A 21,427-nucleotide genomic window follows, 5' to 3' on the forward strand; every position below is an offset into this window, starting at 1 on the left:
AATCCTATTCTAGAATAGGTTGTAAGTTGGGTTGACGTCAGAAAACAAAATCTAAGGCTAAAGCCCTTACTACGAACACTAACATGGTGGAATAGATTTCACCGTTGATACCAATGACATCAGTGCGCCCCTACAGTTCTAATTCATCAACTTAGGTGTACTACGCCACTACTATCAGTTAACCATGCGATCGCGGAAATACGCCTCATACAACTGGCAGCTTACCACCACGCGATCGCGAACCCAACGCACTAACCCGAAACTGTGCAGCTTCACCATCTGGATTGGATCAAGTTCTACAGCGTCATTTGCCTTAAGCACCTGCTGATAAGCAACCGCTAAATCTGGATACTGGCGCAGCCTCCATAAATGGCGATGCAAGTGATTCCCATAGATTCCTGTATCCGTCGCTACAGTTTCTACTATCGATTTTAAACTCACCTGATGTTTGACCATTTCATAGAACATCAAACGCACCAAATAGGGAAACCCTCCCACAAGTCGCATAAGCTGATCCAGTTCCTGGGATGATAAATAGAGTCCATAACGCTTTGCCAACTCGTAGACTTGTTCACGAGTAAACGGGGATAACTGAATCCCTAACCCCAGCGTCAACAGCGATTGATAGGTATGAAACCAACAATAACCCTCAGAGGAATGAACTAGCACCAAGCGCAGGTTTGAAAAGATAGGGATATCTTTAGTATCTTCTTGCCAGGAGTGTAATAATGCCAAAAAGTCTCCCGCGATCGCCGGATACTCGAAGACTTGATTCACTTCATCAATGGCAATAACCAACGGGCGATCGCTTTGTGCAAGTAAATACTCCTGGAAATAAAGCGTGCAGCTAACCAAACTGCCCATTGCTTCATCCCAATACTCATCCAGCTTCGGTTCTAATTTAAGTTGTCGTGTCACATTGACACAAAGCCAGCGCAGAAATGTTGCGATCGCACTAAACACTGAACTCTCCGCCTGATTTAAACTTAATCGTACCGTCCGATAGTTCTGCTTTTGGGCATCAGCCAGAATTCTTGCCATTAACGAGGTTTTCCCCATCTGCTGAGAACCCTGCAAACGCAGGATAGTGGCGGGTTGGCGGATTTGCTGACAGCCGTCTGATTCTATAGGCGATCGCTCAATATAATAGATAGAATTCAACGGAACTTGTCCCTCTGGTACTTCTAAGGCAACAAACTGTCTAGGTTTTAGGAAGTTAGCCGTTGTCAAACCCTTGTCACTAAACAGTCTGCGTTCGAGTACCGAGCGAAAATTCGTCTTATTAACTTTTTCCCCGCAGGCGTTTGAGAGTAAGTGCCATAACTTCGGCGCGACACCTTGCTTAATATAGTTGGCAGAATAACCATTCTCCTGAGCAATCTGGTCATAGGTTTTAGGTTCATCCTGCCATGATGCCCATAGAATCGCTTTTTGAATATAACTCAGCGAATGACCAGTCTTGGCAACCAGGAACGTATCAATACATTCCAATATCTGGTCAATTGGACGATGCCCCTGTTTAATCATCCTATCTATGCCTTCTCAGCCTGTAGCGCCATTACCGTTTAGAACATGTCACGCCTTGTCAATTCATATAAGTTCATAAAATTTAGACAAAGATGACTCCCTCAACTTATCAGTTTAATATATTGACAATTACATAATTTTGTGCAATAAACCAAAATAGACGCGAATAAATAGTGACCTGTCTCTGACTAAAATATCAACTTTATATATTGACAAATCTGGAAATCTGATTATCTTAATAAGAATTCAACATCCTATTGAGTTTGTCAACCCTCTTATTTAAAGAATCTGTAAATTTTGGGGACAGCAATTAAAGATTAGATAAAGCTTCGCCGTTCAGCCGCACAAAATTCATATCAAATTTATATATTGTTGATAGAGATTAAATTTGGCATCATAAAAAGTATAGATGGTAGGTTGTGAAACACCATAAAATTTGTTCCTCAGTGTAACGGGGATAGGCTGGAAGAGAGGTCGCTGGTATTGATCCGCATTCTTGGCTAAAGCTATTAACGAAAAATCGCTTTGGATTTGAGTGATTGTTAAGGCGTCGTAGCTGGAGCGATCACCGTGACAAACGGGCGTCTAAAACTTCAATGGATTTAACCGAAACCCTAGGGATTTTCTCTGAAAAAATTAACCGATAAACACTGATCTGAAAAGCTTAATTTGTCGGGGAGAGTTCCCGGAAGCATTATCCTTGTTTAGAAAACGGATTTAGATATCATGAAAATCCTTGTCGTTGAAGATAACTTAGACTTTGCCGAAGCGTTATTTGAATGTCTCACCTTTGAAGGCTATATCGTCGATGTAGTCACAAACGGTGTAGCGGCTTGGGAACGGGCAGTAATCACTGACTATGACTTGGTACTTTCTGATATCGAGCTTCCCAAACTGGATGGGATAAGTCTGTGTAAAAAATTGCGTTATCATGGCTATCATCTGCCTATATTCCTAATGACAGGTTTAGAACGAGATTTGCCAATAATCTTGACGAATGAAGCTAAAGCTAATGGTTATTTTTTTAAACCCTTTAGCTTTCAAGAGTTATTAGATCGAATTCAATCCCACTGTCTCTGTTGCTAAGTCAAACGTCTTCGGGGAGGAGTGGCTGGCATTCTGTAAAACTTGTCCCGAATAACCACTGAAAAAAATCAAAACTTCTGTATAGATCAGGGCTTTTGCTTACCTCCCTCCTTTAAAAAATTTAACGTCAACCCTTAAAAACCCTTTCAATTATCATGTGCATCACAGGTTCTCTTGCTGATTTTTCTCTACCGCAAGTTTTTTGCTTACTGGAAACTGGACATCAAAGCGGTTTACTCACGCTGCATCCTGAAGGTACGGATCATACGTCCTCGAATCAAGCGTATTATATCTGGGTGTATCGGGGACAGCTTGTGGGAATGGCAAATTTGTTAGATCATCAAGGTTTAGTCTCCTTAATTGCCCAACAGCGCTGGCTCAAGGATATCTGTCCATCCAGTCTCTTTGCTAAACTGAACCGATTATGTCCTAAGCATCAACCTTTGGGTTCTTATCTGAAAAAACAGGGTATTTTAACCAACCAACAACTCAAGTGGCTATTTCAATCTCAAGTTCTCCAGCCCTTATGTGATGCATTTCAACTTAAAGCAGGTCATTTTAGGTTTGATCATAATGTACCGTTACCGACAATAGAAATGACGGGTTTGAGTATATCGGCGACACTCGCCACATTGATGGGACTGAGAAATTTACCAAGTTGGGATGCTTTGGCGAATCACTTACCTGATCCAGATATGGGTTTAGCCAGTTTAGGGACAGATCAGTCTGAGTTTCCGTTAAATGACCTAGAGTGGCAAGTTTGGACATATACGGATTGTATGATGTCTCTCAAATCCATCGCCCAATACCTACAACTTCCCCTGAAAACGGTACAGCAGATTGCTTTTCGCTTAATTGCGATCGGTTTAGCCGAAGAGATGTCTCTAGCGGTAGAGGATGACTATACCCCAGCCATTGAGTCTCAATCATCAGGGTTACACCAAGACTCCTATCGGGAAGTCGTTAGTTATTCGTTTCTGCAACATTTACTAGGATTTTTAGTTCCTAAAGCGTCTTAGTGACTTAAGGTTGGTGGGTTGAGCGAAGCCGAAACCCACCCTACGGTATATTAAGAGTTTTGGCGATCTAAGAAAATGTTTATATGAACTACAGCGACTTACTTCGTTGAAGTCGCTGTTTCTGACGCTTCTGAGCTCCTAGTTGCTTCATGCTTCCACAATCAGTAGAGCTAGGTAGCTCTGCGTCTAAAGAGGTTCGTTCCAAACCCCTTGCCCAAATCTCATTAACTTGAGCAGCATTAACATCTCTATCTTCGACGTGCTTACAGTCGGGATTAGAGCAAATATGGACTCTATCGCTCAAAGTCTTAGGCGTTAATTCCCAACATTTAGCACATCGTTGAGTTGGCTTGAGCGTCCTAGTTGGTGACTCAACATAAAACCCACCTGCCTCAGCCGATTTGTAGCTTAATAAATCACCGACTATGCCAAACCCAACGTCGAGAATAGACCGATTTAATCCGGCTTTCTGTTTCTTACGCTTACCCTTGTTTGCCTTCCGAGTCATACCCTTGACGTTTAACTGCTCACCACCGATTAGGCTATTACCGCTAACTATCTCGCTGGTTGTTTTGTGCAGCCAGTCTTCTCGTTGTCGGGATATCTTACCCTGAAGCTCAGAAATCCGCTTTTGTTCTTTTTTCCATCGTCTCGATCCCTTAACTTTTTTGTTCCTATTAGGTGGTCTTTTGCGTCTTAACCGCTTTGAGACTACCTTAACTTTTTTGTGTCCCTCTTTAATAAAATCGGGTTTAGCAATTTTCTCGCCAGTTGAAAGCGTCACCGCGTCTTTACAGCCAAGGTCGATTCCGATTGAACCCGTACCTGTTTGACGGATTGGGTTGCACTGCACAGTGATTGACGCATACCACTTACCATTTCTGAAAAAGATTGTGCAGGTTGTTGGAGTTCCCCAAGTCCTAGCTTGCCCCCGCATTTGAATCTTTAAACCAAGGTCTCTTAGTTCCAAGTAACCGTTTTTACCGTTAGATAAAGCCTTCCAACCTGCTTGGTCTGGATATGTCCAGCCACTATACCGCCGCTTCGCTTTAAACTTAGGATACTTACCTAATCCTTGAAAAAATCGCTTATAGGCAAAATCAACCCGCTTTAATGTAGCTTGTAACGTATGAGAACCTAATTCGGCATACTCAATCCAAACTTTCTTAAACTCAGGCAAACAGTTTTGCTGCTCAAGATAATTAACGGAATGACCAAAGCGCTTGTACTGCGTCCTTCGGTTAGCCATTGCCGCGTTATAGAGATCGCAGTGCATTTTTCTCGCCCAATGAAGCTGGTCAAATTGAGCCTTGTTTGGGTAAATTCTATAGGTCACTCTACGTGTTTTCATGCCTAGATTTTACCATAGAAATTTGACAAACTGCGGACTATTTAATTCCTAGTTTGTCTGCTATCCTTCCCCGACTTACTGTCGTTGAAGTCGGGGAATGCCGCAATTACGTTCAACAACCGTTACATCAATTTAACGCTGATGCCGACGACGCGATCGATAAGAGGCGCGAACCCGCCGAATTAGTGTCAATCCTAGGAAATAACTACAAATTCCACCAACCATCCCCACCGTAAAGCAGCCAACAAATAGTGTCCAGATAATTTCAGATCCTAACGCCTTGAACTCCTGCCAAGATCCGAGGCTAATATCGGTTAAGCTATTTTTCTGGAGTAGCCATTTTCCTAGGTGGAAGTTAAATGCATAAATTGGCACATAAGTCAAGGGATTACTCACCCAAGTACCAGCCGCCGCGATAATTTTATTGCCGCGAAAGATCAGCGCTAGACATATCCCTAAAATCGTTTGTAGTCCAAATAGGGGAAACAGCCCCGCAAACACACCACAGGCTAATCCGCGTGCGATCGCCTCTGGGGGTCCAGAGAGACGAATTAAGCGCCAGTAATAGTATTGTAAGCGCCGTCGGAAACTAGATCCGACTTTGGGATTGCGATCAGGGGAAGGGCGAATGGGTTCAGGCTTTACCTCTAATGATGAACGTTGGGGACGAGTTTGCAGGGAATTTCTCGACATACAGGCTAGAGAATCTACAGTTACAGCAAGGGCGGTACAGGATATACACTCATCCTAACCGACCTGTGCGATCGCGATCGAGTTCCATCTTCATCATTTAGATCAGATCGTAATCGGTGAATCCACATAAATCGTCGGTTCATTCATCTTAAAGTTAATTCCATAAGCGAGTAACTGCTTGGAAATTTTTTCATTAGCGAGTTCCAAGAGGCGTTTACGTAATTGAATCGAATTTTCACTTGAGCCGAGAATAAAAAATGTTACCCGCGCCCGGGTGGTTTTGTCCTCTAGGGAGGGAATTAAGGTAATATTCGTACTTCCCGGATCGATGCCGAATAAAGAGTTGGTACTCTCAGCAATAATTTGTTGAACTAAAGCCTTTTCTCGTTCTTCCAGAAGTTGAGAAAAATCTAAATAGAGTAACACCATCACTTTCTTGCCTCGGGTCACATTTTCGATTTCCCAATTTGCCATCGTTGAATTCGGAACAATCAAAAGTGTGCTTTTAGCCGCTGTGCGGATTTTTGTAGACCGCAAGCCAATCGATTCAACGCGACCAAACACCTCATTAGGTAAACGAATATATTCTCCCGGGATAAATGGGCGGTCTAAATAAAGAACAATCGTCCCCAAAAGCTGTTCCAATGTCTTTTGGGCTGCAAACGCGATCGCAATACCGCCAATCCCAAAACTAGCAAGTAATCCGACTAAGTTTACTTCCTGGCTTTGAGCAAATGCAACCACGGCAATAAATCCGATGATTACATTCGCTAGAGTCTCAAAAACCAGGAGTAATTCATCAACTTCTCGACCAAGTTTCCGCACTAATCCTATTCCATACACGCGCACAAACTGGCGAAATAAGCGAGATGCTAACCAAGCCACACTCACAGTCACAGCTAAATCCATAAAGGGACGAAGGAAGTCATGAAATCCCTGATACACCCCCAGCCAAGCCAATGAGAATGACAGTAAAATTAAGGTGCCAGCAAATTTGAAAGCTTGTTGGAGTGGAGCGATCAAATTATCATAAATTTCTTTTCCCTGCTGAAGTGAAAATCGGTGGATAATCCAGCTCACCAGAATCGGCGTGTATCGACCTGCTAAAACAGAGAAGAGAGCAAAGATCAGGAAAATTACATAGTTAGGCAGATTTAAGGAGTATACAAACAGAGAAACATCACTAATCGTGTTAGGTATATCAGTTAAGTTCATCAGCGAGTACGGCTACTTGAGAAATCAGAATGGCTAGAGGGACACGAAATATCGCATCTGTATTTTATATAATAAACTGTAATGCCTTTCATTTGAAAGTTTAAACGTTATCCATACAGAATAGCGAGCGAGACGCGAATAGTGAGCGAGACGCGAATAGCGAGCGAGACGCGAATAGCGAGCGAGACGCTCGCACTACTGTTGCCTCCTGCTTGGGAGCCTATTCCCTCCACCACAACACTTATTCAGAATGCCCTAAGGAAGTCCACGGCAATAAACCTGCCTATATTAAGTTATGTAAATACACATCAAACCTTTACAAATGACCAATGACCAATGACCATCTCAGCCGTTAACTTTTATTGTCCCCATCTACCTACTTAGATCGTAATCGGTGAATCCACATTAATGGTTTGTTCCTCAATGTCAAAAGCAATACCATATTCCTTGAGTTGATTGGTGATATTTTGTTTGGCAATATCCAGGACTTGACGCCGCAACTCCATCGAGAACTCACCAGAACCCAGGATAAAAAAGTTAATTTGGGCTTGAGTCATTCCCGGCGCTCCATCTTGGATAATATCTTTAAACGTGACATCTGTACTGCGAGAGTCAATCCCAAAAATATCAATTGTACTTTCTAAGATAACTTGGCGGATCAGCGATTTTTCTTGGTCGGGTATCGGACGATAGAAAATTAATGAGATAATCGAAATAACTTTCTTAGCACCCGTGAAGTTTTCAATACTGACCTGAGTCAGAGAACTATTGGGAATAACCATTAACGTTCCTTTCCCAGAGGAGCGGATTTTGGTAGACCGCAGTCCAATGGATTCGACTCTGCCAAATGTGCCATCCGGTAGACCGATATAATCATCGACGACAAAGGGACGGTCAATATAAATTACAATCCCACCCAGTAGCTGTTCCAGGGTTTTTTGTGCGGCAAACGCCACCGCCAGTCCACCAATTCCCAAACTTGCCAACAAGCCAAAAATATTGATTTGATGGGTTTGGGCAAAGATAAGGATGATGGTGACAATAATCAGTAAATTGACAACCAGTTTGGAAAGGAGTAATAATTCACTATTAACCTTCCGTCCACTTTGCAGGGTGGCGTTTAACAGATAGGCATCAAAAAAGCGCTTGAATAACCGAGAGCCTAACAAACTCGCTGTAATCGCTAAGGCGAGACTGATGGGAAGTTCGATCAGCTTGATAAACTCTCGTCTGGCATAAGCGAGAAAAATAATATCGGTTAAGGTTAGACTCAGGACTAACCCGAGTAATTCTTTTTCCGGTTGAATCACCTTAGGATAGATATCCCTGAACCGCTCCCATAGCGAACCCAGCCAGCGAAAGGCAAACAAACCGCCCGCGATCGCGAAAATCCCGGCAAGGGCGAGTAAGATGAATGTTTTTAGGGTATCGAAATCCAGGAATCCTGGTAAGGCATCCAGCATAGGAATCTCCAATTTAAGCAATGAGCCGTTTAAACTATTATGGCGTGCAGCTTACAGCTCCCCCAAACTCCTCGGTTCGTTAAAGATAACATGACCCACGCTCAACTCTTGGCTTGGCAGTTCCAAGTTAACCCCTTTCCCTTGCAAGAGGTTACGCCAGTCTGCATCGGTAACCTGGGGTGAGTTAGCAAGACGAAGATTCGCTAAATGCGTTAATGCATCGAACCAAATTCGGTTGGCGACATAAACCTGATCTTCGCGGGGTTTTGCCGCACTAAGTTGACGTTCTAGAGTGGGAGTTAAAGGAATTCGCTGTATCCATCCTTGGGCAAAAACTGGACTAGCAGATTTGTCGCGATCGCAATACAGTGTGAAGTACCAGCGATACCAGTTACCCCTTTTCAGTGATTCTTGAGTATCCGGAACGCTGAGACGAACCAAACCCGGCGTTTGCGATAACTCAAACGGAAGTCGATAGACATCATTACCCGCTTCATCTTGCAACACAAACTCTCCCACAGGGGCTTGTTCTGGAGAATAAGGAACATAAAACCACAATGTCGGGTGTGCTTCAAGAGTTTTTCCCCAGTTCGATTCAGGAACTAACGCCGTTAGCGGAAAATCCATCGGGGGACACTTGCTACGACTTCCTCCTCCGGTACGATTTCCACTTCTACCATCAGATTGAAAGTCCACATTATCGTCATTCTGATTATTCTCCTGGGCAAACACACCAGCCATGAGTAGTGCCGGAATGCGAGGAGACTCGGAGGTTAAACTGGAGGGAATATAGTTCCAACTTATACCCCAGACAACTGGGATTAAAAGGTTGGGTAGGTTAAGCCTGAGATATCGGTTCAGTAATCGAATCATGAATGGTAAGATTATAGATCGAGATCCACACTAATTAAAGTTTGGATAAAAAAACAAGCTGGCGTAATTTACACGCCAAGACATAAAAATACAAAAGTGCAAATGTAGGGGCGGGTTTAGGGACAAAATGAATGGAGCCATCTCCTCCTCAACAACAAAACCCGCCCATTTCCCCACCACCAGATAATCAATTAATCCAAAACCCAACCATGAAGAAAGCAACTATCGACGGCACCAACGGTAACCAAAGTCCGGTTCGCCACAGGAAAACAAAGCCGCATCCCCCCAGTGCGGCTAACGCTGTACCCCCAGCTACGATGAGATAGAGTCGCCGCTGATGCCATCCTCCCATGCATACACCTGGGATTCCAGACCAAGCCCAAACCCAAAGCACATCACCCCACTGTGGGAACCACCATACCACAGGTCGCTGATTTAATACCGCACTGATGATGTGACTCACCATCTGCGCCTGGATTTCCACCCCGGAGAGTTCTCGAATTGGCTCAAACGCGGCACTGTAGGGAGTGAGATGATAGTCTCCATAGCTGTTGTCGGTTGTACCAATTAGTACAATGCGATCGCGGATTAAGGCTGCCAATTCCCCATCTTTTGACCCGTTTAAAATCTGCTGTAGAGGGACTTTTGGGGCAATTCTCTGTGTTGCACGGTAATTCAGCAACACTTCAAAGCCACCGGAATCCAGATTATGATAGCCTCCCCTGTGGCGTTCCGATTTGGGGAAGATACGGGTGCCGATTTGAAACTGGGTGCGGGAAAGCCTTTTAAATTCTATATCCTGTGACGTTAAATAGTGACGGGCAATCTGAAAACTAAAGGATTGCTGAGTCTGACAGTGGGTTCCCGCCGCCATGCCAAAAATCTGGCGTCGGATGACTAAATCTGGATCATAGGGGAGATCACTAAACCCTACCTGCTGCACCCGAACGCCTGATGGCGGGGGGATTTCCGGGGATGTTCTTACACCTCCCCCGATTTGGCAAATGTCGATAAATCGCTGATCTCGCTCACGAATTGCTTGTTTGGCGGCGTCGGGATCTAATCTGAACGCCACTGGATCACGATAAATGTCTAAACCAATGACGGCGGGTTGGTGGGGTTTAATTTTGTCCAAGAGGTTGACTAACGCCTGATCCGCCAGTGATCCTTGGCGTTTCATTCCCTGTTGATCTTGATATTGAATATCGGCGGCGTCTATGGTAATAATCAGTAGGCGCTCATCGGGTAGTTCTGTCGGGCGCATTCGCATTAGAGCATCAAACACCCACAGTTCTGAAGATTGCAGGAACCCCAGCCACCGCACTCCCATCACCAACCCTGTCGCGATCGCACTGCTTAAGAGGAGAGTTTGCCAACGGGGGCGTCTTGCTCCCATGATAGAAGGTTTAGGGGCAGGTTTTGGCGGTTGCAGCCAATCTTGCCAAGTGGGTGCAATGGGTGTCGGTGTTTGTACAATGATCGGTAACCAGCTTGCACCGGGAAACTCCCCCTCTAATCCTTGCAATCGTTCCCGCGCTTTCCGTACCGCTAAATCGAAGCATCGCCCCCCAGCAAACTCGATCAGAAAGTACTTGAGGAAGGCTTGAGCCACATTATCCGGCACCGGTTCGCGCATGACAATAATGTGGGGAATCTGTAGATCCGACAGTTGTCGCGCTAATCCCAAGCCATCACAGGAATTAAAAATTGCCAACTGTAACCCTCCCGCGATCGCTTCGTTGAGGGCGTGTTTTAATTGAGGAATGGTTAAACGCTCATGGGGGTTAATATAAATCTCCCCGGAATTACCATCCCCTTGGCTAGAACTATGTCCGGCAAAAAAGAGAATTGTCCATCCCTGATTATGCCAAAGCTGCTCATTTAACTCCTGTCGGCGGGGTTCGACTAAAAAGACGGTTTCGGCACCATCCAGACTGGCGAGGTATTGCTGATCCACGTCAATATCAATTCCCGTTGCATCGCCGAGAATTGCCAAGACTCTCACGGTTTTAGTTGGCGGTTGAGTCGTTTTTCTCGGTTCAATGTTGAGAGAACTCAACGACACTTCGGCGTGGGGATAATCCCGAAAAAATCGCCAGGTATACCAGGGTAATTTTCTCAGGTTACTGTCTTCGGTTTGAATAATGACGCGAATGTCTTGATTCGGGGTAAATTGCTGATAAAGTTGACGACAGATCGGACTAAAGTCTGGGGAATCGAGCCAGATATCAATCTGCTGTTGTAATTCCTGACAAACCTCAACAAAATCAGCTTCGCCAACGTGAGTTACATCAGTATCATCAATTTGGATATCTTCATCGATATCAATGGGTTGAGGATGAGAGCGATGGATAATGAACGAACGAGCCTGATAGAGTAAATCGTAGAGTAATTGCCAGTGGCGGTAAAGTTCCACCAGATGAGGTGCGGCGGGTAAACTGCCGATTAACTGCCGATTTTGGGGTTGATCTTGTACCTGTAACTGAGCCGTTACCCAGGCAAAGCCATTGTACAAGTCTCCTCGTCCTAGGTTCAAAATCACTAAATTATTCATCAGTCGCAAACAGTGCGATCGCGAATTTTTCGGTAATACTAAATTCACCCAGCGCCACCCGGATGCTGAACTGTTTCCCGACGGGACAGGTGAATCGTTTCAGTTGAATTAAATTATCCTGTATTCGGGCTTGGTATTCCTGAAGTATAGCACCAGATTGAGAGAGTAATGCGACGCGAATATTAGGGGGTAAGATAGAGTTTTCTCCCACCGGATAAAGCTGTACCCGAACACCGACTCGTTCGTCTATCTCTCGGGCTAAACCCACCAACAAAGCCACGGCTTGATTGTTGAGTTCTATCCCCAAATCGATTACCTTAATCCCTTCTACATAAACTTGTCTCTCTGGATTGCGTTGAGATCGTCTATGTCTAAAACTAACGGCAACCTGGACTGAATCTTGGTTTAAAAAGGCGTCTAGAGATTGCCAACCCGACTCAAAGATATTTTGCCACCATTGTCCTAGGTTAATCCGGGGTGGATCAGGTTCTGCCACTCTTTGAACTTGTCTTAACCGTCTTTGGTATAAGTCTTGACGCCATTGTTCGTTTGTGACAAATGCAGCCCATTGGTCATAAGAAACCGCAAGACGCGGGGTGGAAACAGAGGATTGACTCAGTTGTGCCAATAACCGTTCAGCGGTTTCCTGGGTTAAAGACGGTATTGATTCAACTTGTACATCTTTCGGGACAACGGGTTCAGGTTTGAGTAACATCAGAGTCAGATCTGGAGTTAAATGTTGTCCAGAAATGTAGTAGGCGCGATCGCTTTCTTCGTATATTCCGTTTTGCTGCAAGTTTTGATAGCTAATATATCCCCACAGCCGCATCCAAGATGTATCGGGATTATCCAAGTTTATTTGTACAGCCAGATAATAATCGGCTCTCCAACTGACAATATCGACCCATTCTTGAGGGACACAAACCTCATCTAAATTGGTGCTATCTGTAGGAATAAGCGCCAGTCGAATGTCACCGAAGTTAATTAGAGTACCATTGATAAATTCCCAGAGACTGGGTAAGGATGATTCTGGGAAAAAGTTAATTTTCGTTAACTTGTCGCTCTCTTGTCCTTCTTGACACCACCCCTCCAGCCAAGGAATAAATGCCGTTAAACAGAGTTCATTTAGGTAGGCATTACAGCGAGTCATCGCATTCGTATTGTTTTGCGATCGCTGCCAAGCTTGTTGTTGTTGTTTCTCTGAAAGATTCAACCAAACTTGATCAGGATAGGTTGTTGATAATTCTAGTAACTTAAACATAATTTGTTTATATACGATTTTTTTCGTTTAAATCTAAGCAATACAACTGATTTAGCCAAATTTCAATAACTTTACTAACTTGTTCTTTTTCGGCTTCTAAAGAAATTCCATAATTGCCATAACTCCACTGAAGTAAAACCTTCTGTAATTGCTGTTTAGCGTGGTTAATCGCTTGGCTTATGTTTTCGTTGGGCAGCAGCCTAGCAATCTTGTCTTCAGGCATTCTCTGGGCATATCGCATTTTCAGGATTTTCCTCAATTTCATGCTGGATAAAGCCGTCAACAATTGGCAAGATATGACTTGCTTATAGTAGACTCTAGTGACTTGCTCAACATAACTGATCTCTAGTTTATAGATTGTTTCCCTAACGACTCGTTGCAAATCAGATCGAATTGAAATTAAATTTTGGTCGATGGTATAGGTAGACTCATAGTCTAAATCCTTAACCAAAGTATCAATACTCTTGTTTTGCCCATAGTACAATCTAAGGAGTAATTGGGACTGGTGATCCAGAGAATTAATCGTAACCATTAACGCCTGATCAATCTCATGAGTTTGATTCGGATTAGTAAATCGCTTTGACAAAAACTCGTTCACGTAGGTTTGACTCCAACTATCCAAATCAGGGGATAACTGCGTCCGCATCAAACTATCGAGTTGAGTTAACAGAGGAGACTTGTAGGTATTGGCGATAAAACGGGCGATTGTCCCCTGATTGACTCCCACTTTCTTGGCAAACTGAGCTTGAACTAACAGGGAAAGTTCGTGAGGATAGCACAAAGGCATAACTGCCTGACGGAATTGCCGAGGGATTTTACTCCGAATTTTGTCTAGATTCTGATCAATGCGCTGAAGTTGTGCCTGTAAACTGGGAGTAATTTGATTAATAAATTCAGCAGAGTTTTGGTCAGACTCTAACGTTTCCCAAGGATTAACTGACTGATAATAGTGTTTTTCATAGCTATCGGCATCCCTAGACAGTTCCACCAGTTTTTGAGAGTTGCGTAACGCCTGGATACAGATATTCATCCACACTTGAATCGTCTTTGCTGTTATGTTTGAGCCAGACGAAACTTGTAGGGGAGCATCAGCAAGGAATCGATTCAGATTATAGTCTCTAGCCGCTTCCTCAAAATCCGTCTGTTCGGGTTGAACCCACGCCCTACCTTTTTTTTGACTTGGATTATAAAGCCGATTGTTTTTATAAATAGGAACAAAGTATTGCCAAGCAAAGCAGTATTGAGACACCAGGGGTTCAGTTATTCCTTGTCGGAATAAAGCCTCTCTCAATTTTTGCGTGGTATTATTGAATTTGCGGCGACTGGTGAGATCCACATTACATAAGAGATGCCAGTCGGATTCCCAATTGATTTGGTTGATAATAATATTCTTGAGTGCGCCTTCTATATAGGTTCTTAAATTAGCGGCGTTACTCGTATGGGTATTATGTCCATGAATGATTTTTTTTAACTGATCGCGATTGTAGAGAACGTCAGTCGTCAGGTCAAAAAAATGGAGACAAGTGGCTAGAGGGAAGGGGAATTTTCGAGAAAACTGGCGGATAAAATGACAGCGAGAGGCATCCAAATAAGCAACCAGATGGAGATGGGCGAATTGTTGTTCCGATTCAGGCTGTGATTCCTGGTTGATGATACTGCAGAAATAGTCAACGTAATCATCAGTGTGCCACTCTGGATGTAACTGAACCAGTTGTTCCATGCGGCGTTTCAGGCGCTGTTGCATCGATGGCTTGAAGCCACGATAACTAGGGTGGCTGGTTCTCTCGTATAAAATACAGAATTGATTAATAATCTCCTGAGGTTGTCCATTCGACATGGTTACTGGCTCGTGTAGAACGTATAATTCTGATAAGCTAGTGTTGCACTAATTTAACTGTATCAGAAATTGCTCCGAGAGAACTTACGCAGCGACTCAAGGCTGGAGAGTGTCGTGTTTTCCCGTTAACTGCATAAATTGAAAAACTCAACCCTAATAAGGAGGGTGCATCATTTTAAATCATTAAAGGAGAAAAAATGGATCAAAATAACGCTTCGGAGATCATCATCAGTCTCAAGTTTGAGACAACTAGACTTGCGGTAATTTCTAAAATTATTGCCTTGATAGTTTTGGGCGGTGTATTCGGATACATTCTCTCAAAAGAGGCGGTCAGAGACTTGGAACAAGCGGAGACAATTTCACTTGAAAAATGTTCTAAGGAAATATGTATTGAAGAGGTTTTAGCCTATAAAGAGAGCTTATCAAATGACTCCAATAAGCAGGCTTCAAAGCCTGCTTATACTATTCCCCTGATGACCGTTTCTGCCAGTATTCTATTTGGAGGGTATGAGTTACTCGCCCTAATCATCAGACTGGTGATTAAAAAAATAATTACAGGATTTTCTAATCATTCATAAAACCCAATCCTGGTCAATACATTGTTAGGGATCTGTGCGATCGCCTGTGAAGTGGGTTAATAGGAGGAATCCCAAGCTCAGATGAGGCTGGTGGGCATTGCCCACCCTACGGTATATCAAGGGTGGAGGCGATCCCCAAATGCACGCTTTTCAGTGCCATTCAACTTAATAGGGTTGAGTTTATTTCCACCAACCGACTGAACCTTCCTACAACCCATTTCCAATCAGGATAAACGGTGCCCAGTAGTAAGGGTGAGAAAAGCGATTAAAACCCTTTGGTGTGATAGTATCGCTAACGGCTTCTATCCCACTCATCCCCGTGTCTCCACCTTGCGTTCCCATCGCTTTATCGTCACCAGTAATGAGAGCCAGTTGCGCCTGTCGCAAAGCTTCAACTTTGGTGAGATTGTCACTTTGCCAGACTGAATAAAAGGCATTCATCAACCATTGAGTACCGCCATCATCCACCACCCACAACGACGCGATCGCAGCCCTTGCTCCTGCCCGTTCAAGCTGATATCCTAAACCTAGAATCTCTGCTCCTGTACCTAATTGGTAATCCACTCCCGTTTCACAAGCTGACAGAACCACCAAATCAACACCATTGAGGTTTAAGGTTCGCATCTGTGATACCGTTAGGGGAGTGCCATCACCAAAGAGAATAAATGACTCTTCCGGTGTGCCGACGACAAACGCGCCATGGGTGGCAAAATGAATCACAGTATAATTCCCTAGTTTGGGTATTGTCTCCTCAGGATTGAACGCCGCATCAAAAAGTGTGGTTGTACCGGGAACAGTTTTGGCTAAGGTTTCCACTTCAACGCCAGCATAAGGTAAACCCCCTAATTGAAACCGTTGTCCAGCAACGTTAACATTGTAAAATCCATTGGCAAAAGCAGCGGCTAATAGCTTAATTTTGGGTTGGGGTTTGCGGTTGAGATTCGTTAGGGAAAACGCCGTAATATTATTGATACTATAGCGCTGCACTAGCCATTGTTTCCCGTCGTGTAATGCTGCCAAAGGAATGTAGCGCAGTTGTCCATCGGCAGCATAGATAATGGTTTCGGCGGCGGCAGTAGTTAGGTCATTTTCTAAGGGTTTAATTAGCCAATTGTAGAGTTGCTGAGCTGGAATTTTGGCATTTAATGTCGGATTTTTTAAGGCTCTGCGGAAGTCAAGAATTGTCTGATTGAGTTGCGCTTTAGTGACGGATACGGTGCGGCGAATCGGGGGAGAGTCAGGAGTGGTGAGGATGAGTTCAAGGCGATCCTCAAGAATCAGAGGGTAGAAAAGGACGGCATTTTGGGGCAAATTTCTCAGATTTTCTGGTAAGCCGAGGAGTTTGTCGAGTTCGTCTACTAAATCCGGGGTTCTGGTTCGGGGACTCAGTTGGTCAACCAGTGCCAAGACATCTTCACTATAAATAAAGGTATCAAAATCATCAATAATTTGAGCTTGGGCGTTTACCAGTTGGGTGATGCGCTGTTCATCTTGAGGAGTGAGATTATTTTTTTGTCGCAGTTGGCTGAGTTCTTGACCCAGGGAAATAGCTTGATCCAGAATCCTTTGGTAGCCCTCTTCAATCTGCTGTTCTGGCGGCAAATTTGGCACACCTTGGGCAGTTTCTTCATTTCCGCGTACATTACGGAAATAATCGTCAAGTTCTTGAACTTTGAGTAAATCAAGAACCCGTTGCGCTTCCAAAATACGGTTTTGTTGTAATAATAAATCGGCGAGATGGCGATAATCTTCAGTAATTGTTTCAGTGTAGGATTGCTGTTGGTCTTGAGGAAGTCCCTTGATGCTTTCTCGAATGGCTTCTCTAAGGTTAACAGATTGTTTAAAGAAAATAATGGCTAATTCAGGCTGGTTTTGTTTTTCCAGTAAGTAACCTATATTACTCAGCGTTTCTCCAGAGTTCGCTCGCTCACCGATGTCTTGGCTGATGGTTAAAGCTTGTTGGTAATAAGCTAAGGCAGTTTTATACTTTCCCAACTGAACGTAAGCTTCTCCCATATTATCGAGAATTACTCCTTCTCCACCCTGAGAGCCTAATTGTTTTTGGATTGCTAAGGCTTGCTGATATAAATCTAGAGCCAATTCGTAGTTTCCCTGGTGGCGGTAAACTTGTCCAATATTATTAAGTGTTGCTCCTTCCAGCAATTTTTTATCAAAGGCAACGGTGTTGAGAACGGCTAAGGCTTGCTGATAGAACTCCAACGCTAAGTCGTACTGTCCAAGTTTGGAGTGAACATTACCGATGGCGTTAATAATTCTCACTTCGCCTGATTTGTAGCTACGTTCTTGGGCGAGGGCTGAAGCTTTTTGATAGAAGTCTAAGGCTTGGTTGTAGTCGCCTAATTGACTGTAAACTCGCCCAATGTTGTAGTGAATTGCCCCGGTGTTACCCACAACTTGTTCGGGAATGGCTAAGGCTTGCTGATAGAAGTCTAACGCTTTGGCGTACTCTCCCACGTTGCTATAGACTAACCCGATTTGGTTCAGAGTAGTCCCTTCCTCTGCTTTATTGCCATTTTCTTGATGAATAACCAAGACTTGCTGAAATTTTCCCAAGGCTTCTTGATAGTCACCTTTTTGGGAAAGTTGCCTCCCTTCTTGATACAGTTGCACTTCTCGCTTGACTGGGAGTGGCGCTTTATAGAGCAGCGGATCAAGAGTTAAAGTAACGGGTAAATTTGGTGTTGTTTCAGTTAATCTATCGCCATTTTCCAGGTCATAATCGAGGCCTTGACCCGATTTTATCCGAGTTAATTTAATATTGTTGAACGTTAATCGTACCCAATCTTTTGCGCCCAGTTCTCGGAAAATTGCCAAAGCTTGTTGGTAGTATGGCAATGCGTTATCAATTTTTCCCAAATCGTGATATAGTGCTGCCAAATTATTCAGAGTGACGCCTTCTCCTTTAAGGTTATCCTCGTTCTGAAAAATAGCTCTAGCTTTTTGATAATAGTCTAAGGCTGGCTGATAGTCTTTGAGTTCGTGGTAAAGTGTGCCAAAATTATTCAGAGTAATGCCTTCTTGGTTCCCTAATCCTTGGGAACTGGCTAACGCTTGTTGGTAGTAATCAATTGCTTGCTCATACTCTCCTAGCTTGTGGTAAACGATGCCGAGATTATGGATATGTCCGGCGTGATGAAAACCGCCCATTGGCAGATTCAGTCTCTGTGCTTGCTGGAATAAATTCAGCGCTTGTTGATACTCCCCTAGCTGGCGATAAACGACTCCCATCCGGTTTAAGGTTGCCCATTGGGACTCCAGTTCGTCAAGTTCTTTAAAAATGGCTAAAGCTTGCTGGAAATAATCGAGTGCTTGCTGATACTGTCCCAGATGATAAGACACTAACCCTGTATTGAACAAGAGAGTTGCTCCTTTATTTCGGAAGAGGCTTAAGGATTCATCACCACAATCGCTGATTTCCCCGCGAATTGTTAAAGCTTGTTGGTAGGAATCCAACGCCTGCGAATAGTTTTCTTCGGTTTGGTAGAGTCTTCCTATTGCGTTGAACGCGACGCCTTGCCAACTGCGATCGCGACAAGCACTGCTTTCCTGTTTCCCCTCACCGACGTCAGGTGGAATTGCCGCCGCTTGCTGGTAGTAATCCAATGCCTGTTGTTCCTCTCCAAACCTGTCGTAAATTTTACCGATTTGAAAGAGAGTTAGTCTAGCGCCTGCTCCATCACGAATATCTCGTTGAATTACCAAAGCTCGCTGGTAGGAATCCAACGCCTTTTGATACTCACCCATACTTTGATAGACTAAACCAATTTTTTGCCGACTTGTGCCAACACCGGCTTGGTCGTTAATATCTTGATAAATTAACAATGCTTCCTCAAAGCTGACTAGAGCTTTTCCCAATTGAAAATCGTCATACAGTTCGATACCAGCATCTAGCCGTTGATCCGCTTCAGCTTTCCGAGTTTCATTAGAAAACGTCTGGGCAACCAACGGCGAGAGTGTGAAGCTAGGGGGTAAGAATAGAGTCGGTAGCGAAAGCAGAAAAATAACAAAGCTGAGGCTAACTAAACGCATATTCATGGATACTTTCTCGACTAAGGGGAAGTGCAGATTCCATTATTGTAGCTAGATTTTTAGTTGCCCTGTCTTCGCTATAAGCGGAGGGCGATCCGAGCAAATTGAGTGGACGGGTATTGTTTATTAGTGCAAATGGGTTGCCCCTACACCGAGACTACAGGTGTTTCGGCTCATCCATGACGGGTGCGATCGCAGAATTTTTGCCAGTTAACTGCATAAATCGCCAAACTCGATCCTAATAAGCCAGTTATAGGGTTTGAGGCGTTTCAATAGCACTATTTTTTTTTGCAGATGAACAATTACAACGAAGCAATCACCAAGACTCTCTACCTATCACTCTTGAAAATCAACGGCTATCAGTCTACTAGTTCTACTCAGGATGAAGAAGATGAAGATGATGTGCCAATTGTTCCTAATCCTTGATGTCGAACTCTAGTAAGCTGTCATGCATTTAAATTGGGTATTAGTAGCGAGCAAGATGCAAAGCCTGCGGCATGGCTTCGCTTAACGCACTACAAGGATTGCGCCATTATTGATATTAAGGTTTAAATGCCGAACAGCTTACCGCTACCTTGAAAGGAAAAAGCCATTACCTATTCAGACGTTGTTGAAGTTTCAGCTTAATTGCCTGAAGGTTTTAGGCGTTCGCGTGCCTGAAACTGCCAGAAGTCTAATTCCGGAGATCTCCAAGCGACTTCTTTTCGTCTCTTGTCTCTGGTGTCATAGGTAAGGCAGTTTGCCCATGATGCCAGAGCGCTTTTTTCGTCCCCTTGAATGTCTTGCACTTGTGCGAGTAAACAGTAACTAGCCGCACGTTCGCTATCTAATTCAATTGCCTTTTGCAGGTGATACTGAGCGTCAGAATATTGCTTTTGCAGCAGATACGCCCAACCCAAATTTTTGTGTACAGAGGATTTTACGGAAGCATCCTTAACTTGCGTTACTCTTGGCAAGAGCCGCTCAATCGCTGTAGCGCTGTTTCCTGCCAAAATGTCCAAACGAGCCAGGTTACTGAGGGCAGCATCGGCGGCGCGTCCCTTGTAGTTGGCTGCTGTTTGGTAATGGTGGTAGGCTCCCTCACTATCTTCTAGCTTTTCATAGGTTGAACCCAGGTTGTAGTGAACGCCGCCTAGGTTGGGATTAAATTCAATTGCCCACTGTAAATAAAATGCAGCACTTTGGAAGTCCCCGTTTAGGTAGTGTTCATAGCCAATTTTGTTGAGATTTTTAGCTATTTGCTTCCGTTTGGGTTCCTCGTCAATTAGTTGGCTGAAGGTTTTGAGGAGCTGCTCGCGAACAGATTGGGTCATGGCGGGTAACTGCCAGATGACATCAGGTTCATCTTGAGGGTGTTCCGCTAATTTTGTCGGCTCAGGGGTTTGGGCAGCCCCTATCTCAGCATCACTGGTGTCTTTGGCATTGGCTGTTTCGGGTGTCACCTGATTGGCAGTGACAGGGGTGGAGTTTGTGAGTAGTTCAGGTTTGTACTGTGCAACAAGCTTCGCGACTTCCAAGCGTTTGTAACGGCGCTCATCGGCATGGTTATTGTCTAAGCCTAATGTTTGACAAGTCCGTTCAATATGTTTTCTGACTGTCGCTTCTCCAATCTTCAGAGACTTGGCGATCGCTCCATCGGTTTCACCCGCCAATACTCGTCGTAACACCTGCTTGCGTCGGGGTGTTAGCCGATTAAATGCTTGCTCGAACTCCTTTTGATCCATTCTGTTTCATTGCTGGCTAGTCCATCCACACTTGTGACTGTTACTTAAGCGAGTTGGCTGTGACTTTTAGTTCTCCACAATTCTAGCCGACATGCCTTCCTCTGTCTTTAGGGGGGTTCGTCTATTGCCGCAACTAGATTGACAACTCGCGAAATAATTGTCACAATAGTGACTTATAAGTCACAAACGTGACAAC

At 44.1% G+C, this 21,427-nt stretch carries 15 protein-coding genes; 4 read left to right on the top strand and 11 right to left on the bottom strand.

The annotated features are described in order from the left end of the window. Positions 1–174 precede the first annotated feature (174 nt). Positions 175–1,527: an AAA-like domain-containing protein gene (locus tag MC7420_RS09135; RefSeq protein ID WP_006100230.1), complete on the bottom strand. Its 1,353-nt coding sequence runs from the start codon at positions 1,525–1,527 to the stop codon at positions 175–177. Positions 1,528–2,253: 726 nt separating this feature from the next. On the opposite strand from MC7420_RS09135, the gene MC7420_RS09140 reads away from it, so the two are divergent. Together MC7420_RS09140 and MC7420_RS09145 are read left to right on the top strand one after the other, a co-directional pair. Then, on the top strand, positions 2,254–2,613 hold the full coding sequence (locus MC7420_RS09140) for a response regulator transcription factor (RefSeq protein ID WP_006100211.1): 360 nt from the start codon (positions 2,254–2,256) through the stop codon (positions 2,611–2,613). Between the two features lie 155 nt (positions 2,614–2,768). Beyond that, positions 2,769–3,632, top strand: a complete 864-nt coding sequence (locus MC7420_RS09145) for a DUF4388 domain-containing protein (RefSeq protein ID WP_006100098.1) — start codon at positions 2,769–2,771, stop codon at positions 3,630–3,632. A gap of 88 nt (positions 3,633–3,720) precedes the next feature. Here MC7420_RS09145 and MC7420_RS09150 read toward each other — a convergent pair whose 3' ends face one another. The 8 genes from MC7420_RS09150 to MC7420_RS09185 form a co-directional block, all read right to left on the bottom strand. Then, positions 3,721–4,983, bottom strand: a complete 1,263-nt coding sequence (locus tag MC7420_RS09150; RefSeq protein WP_198016413.1) for an RNA-guided endonuclease InsQ/TnpB family protein — start codon at positions 4,981–4,983, stop codon at positions 3,721–3,723. Between the two features lie 132 nt (positions 4,984–5,115). Next, entirely contained in the window at positions 5,116–5,676 is a 561-nt protein-coding gene (locus MC7420_RS09155) for a DUF2062 domain-containing protein (protein WP_006100289.1), read from the bottom strand. Between the two features lie 102 nt (positions 5,677–5,778). Beyond that, positions 5,779–6,891: a mechanosensitive ion channel family protein gene (locus MC7420_RS09160; protein WP_006100179.1), complete on the bottom strand. Its 1,113-nt coding sequence runs from the start codon at positions 6,889–6,891 to the stop codon at positions 5,779–5,781. 380 nt (positions 6,892–7,271) lie between these two features. Continuing rightward, on the bottom strand, positions 7,272–8,354 hold the full coding sequence (locus MC7420_RS09165) for a mechanosensitive ion channel family protein (RefSeq protein WP_006100031.1): 1,083 nt from the start codon (positions 8,352–8,354) through the stop codon (positions 7,272–7,274). A gap of 51 nt (positions 8,355–8,405) precedes the next feature. Further along, on the bottom strand, positions 8,406–9,227 hold the full coding sequence (locus MC7420_RS09170) for a DUF928 domain-containing protein (protein WP_006100000.1): 822 nt from the start codon (positions 9,225–9,227) through the stop codon (positions 8,406–8,408). Between the two features lie 187 nt (positions 9,228–9,414). Beyond that, positions 9,415–11,829, bottom strand: a complete 2,415-nt coding sequence (locus MC7420_RS09175; protein WP_157453102.1) for a CHASE2 domain-containing protein — start codon at positions 11,827–11,829, stop codon at positions 9,415–9,417. Next, positions 11,774–13,042: a DUF1822 family protein gene (locus MC7420_RS09180; protein WP_006100279.1), complete on the bottom strand. Its 1,269-nt coding sequence runs from the start codon at positions 13,040–13,042 to the stop codon at positions 11,774–11,776. The genes MC7420_RS09175 and MC7420_RS09180 overlap by 56 nt, the downstream gene beginning before the upstream one ends. Positions 13,043–13,049: 7 nt before the next feature. Beyond that, on the bottom strand, positions 13,050–14,879 hold the full coding sequence (locus MC7420_RS09185; protein WP_157453103.1) for an XRE family transcriptional regulator: 1,830 nt from the start codon (positions 14,877–14,879) through the stop codon (positions 13,050–13,052). A 197-nt stretch (positions 14,880–15,076) separates the two neighbouring features. On the opposite strand from MC7420_RS09185, the gene MC7420_RS09190 reads away from it, so the two are divergent. Then, a complete protein-coding gene (locus tag MC7420_RS09190; protein ID WP_006100178.1) occupies positions 15,077–15,457 on the top strand; it encodes a hypothetical protein in 381 nt (126 codons plus the stop codon). A 207-nt stretch (positions 15,458–15,664) separates the two neighbouring features. Here MC7420_RS09190 and MC7420_RS35015 read toward each other — a convergent pair whose 3' ends face one another. Beyond that, positions 15,665–19,513 carry a tetratricopeptide repeat protein gene (locus MC7420_RS35015; protein WP_006100200.1) on the bottom strand — a complete coding sequence of 1,283 codons (3,849 nt, stop codon included), beginning with the start codon at positions 19,511–19,513 and terminating at the stop codon, positions 15,665–15,667. A 288-nt stretch (positions 19,514–19,801) separates the two neighbouring features. Here MC7420_RS35015 and MC7420_RS43280 point away from each other — a divergent pair, with 288 nt between their 5' ends. Beyond that, positions 19,802–19,933 (top strand): hypothetical protein, encoded by a 132-nt coding sequence (locus MC7420_RS43280; RefSeq protein ID WP_006100101.1) that lies wholly within the window; start codon positions 19,802–19,804, stop codon positions 19,931–19,933. 197 nt (positions 19,934–20,130) lie between these two features. On the opposite strand, the gene MC7420_RS09200 is transcribed toward MC7420_RS43280, so the two are convergent. Next, positions 20,131–21,231: a tetratricopeptide repeat protein gene (locus MC7420_RS09200; protein WP_006100143.1), complete on the bottom strand. Its 1,101-nt coding sequence runs from the start codon at positions 21,229–21,231 to the stop codon at positions 20,131–20,133. Between the last annotated feature and the right edge of the window lie 196 nt (positions 21,232–21,427).

The organism is Coleofasciculus chthonoplastes PCC 7420, assembly GCF_000155555.1.
GTDB classification, from domain to species: Bacteria; Cyanobacteriota; Cyanobacteriia; order Cyanobacteriales; family Coleofasciculaceae; genus Coleofasciculus; species Coleofasciculus chthonoplastes_A.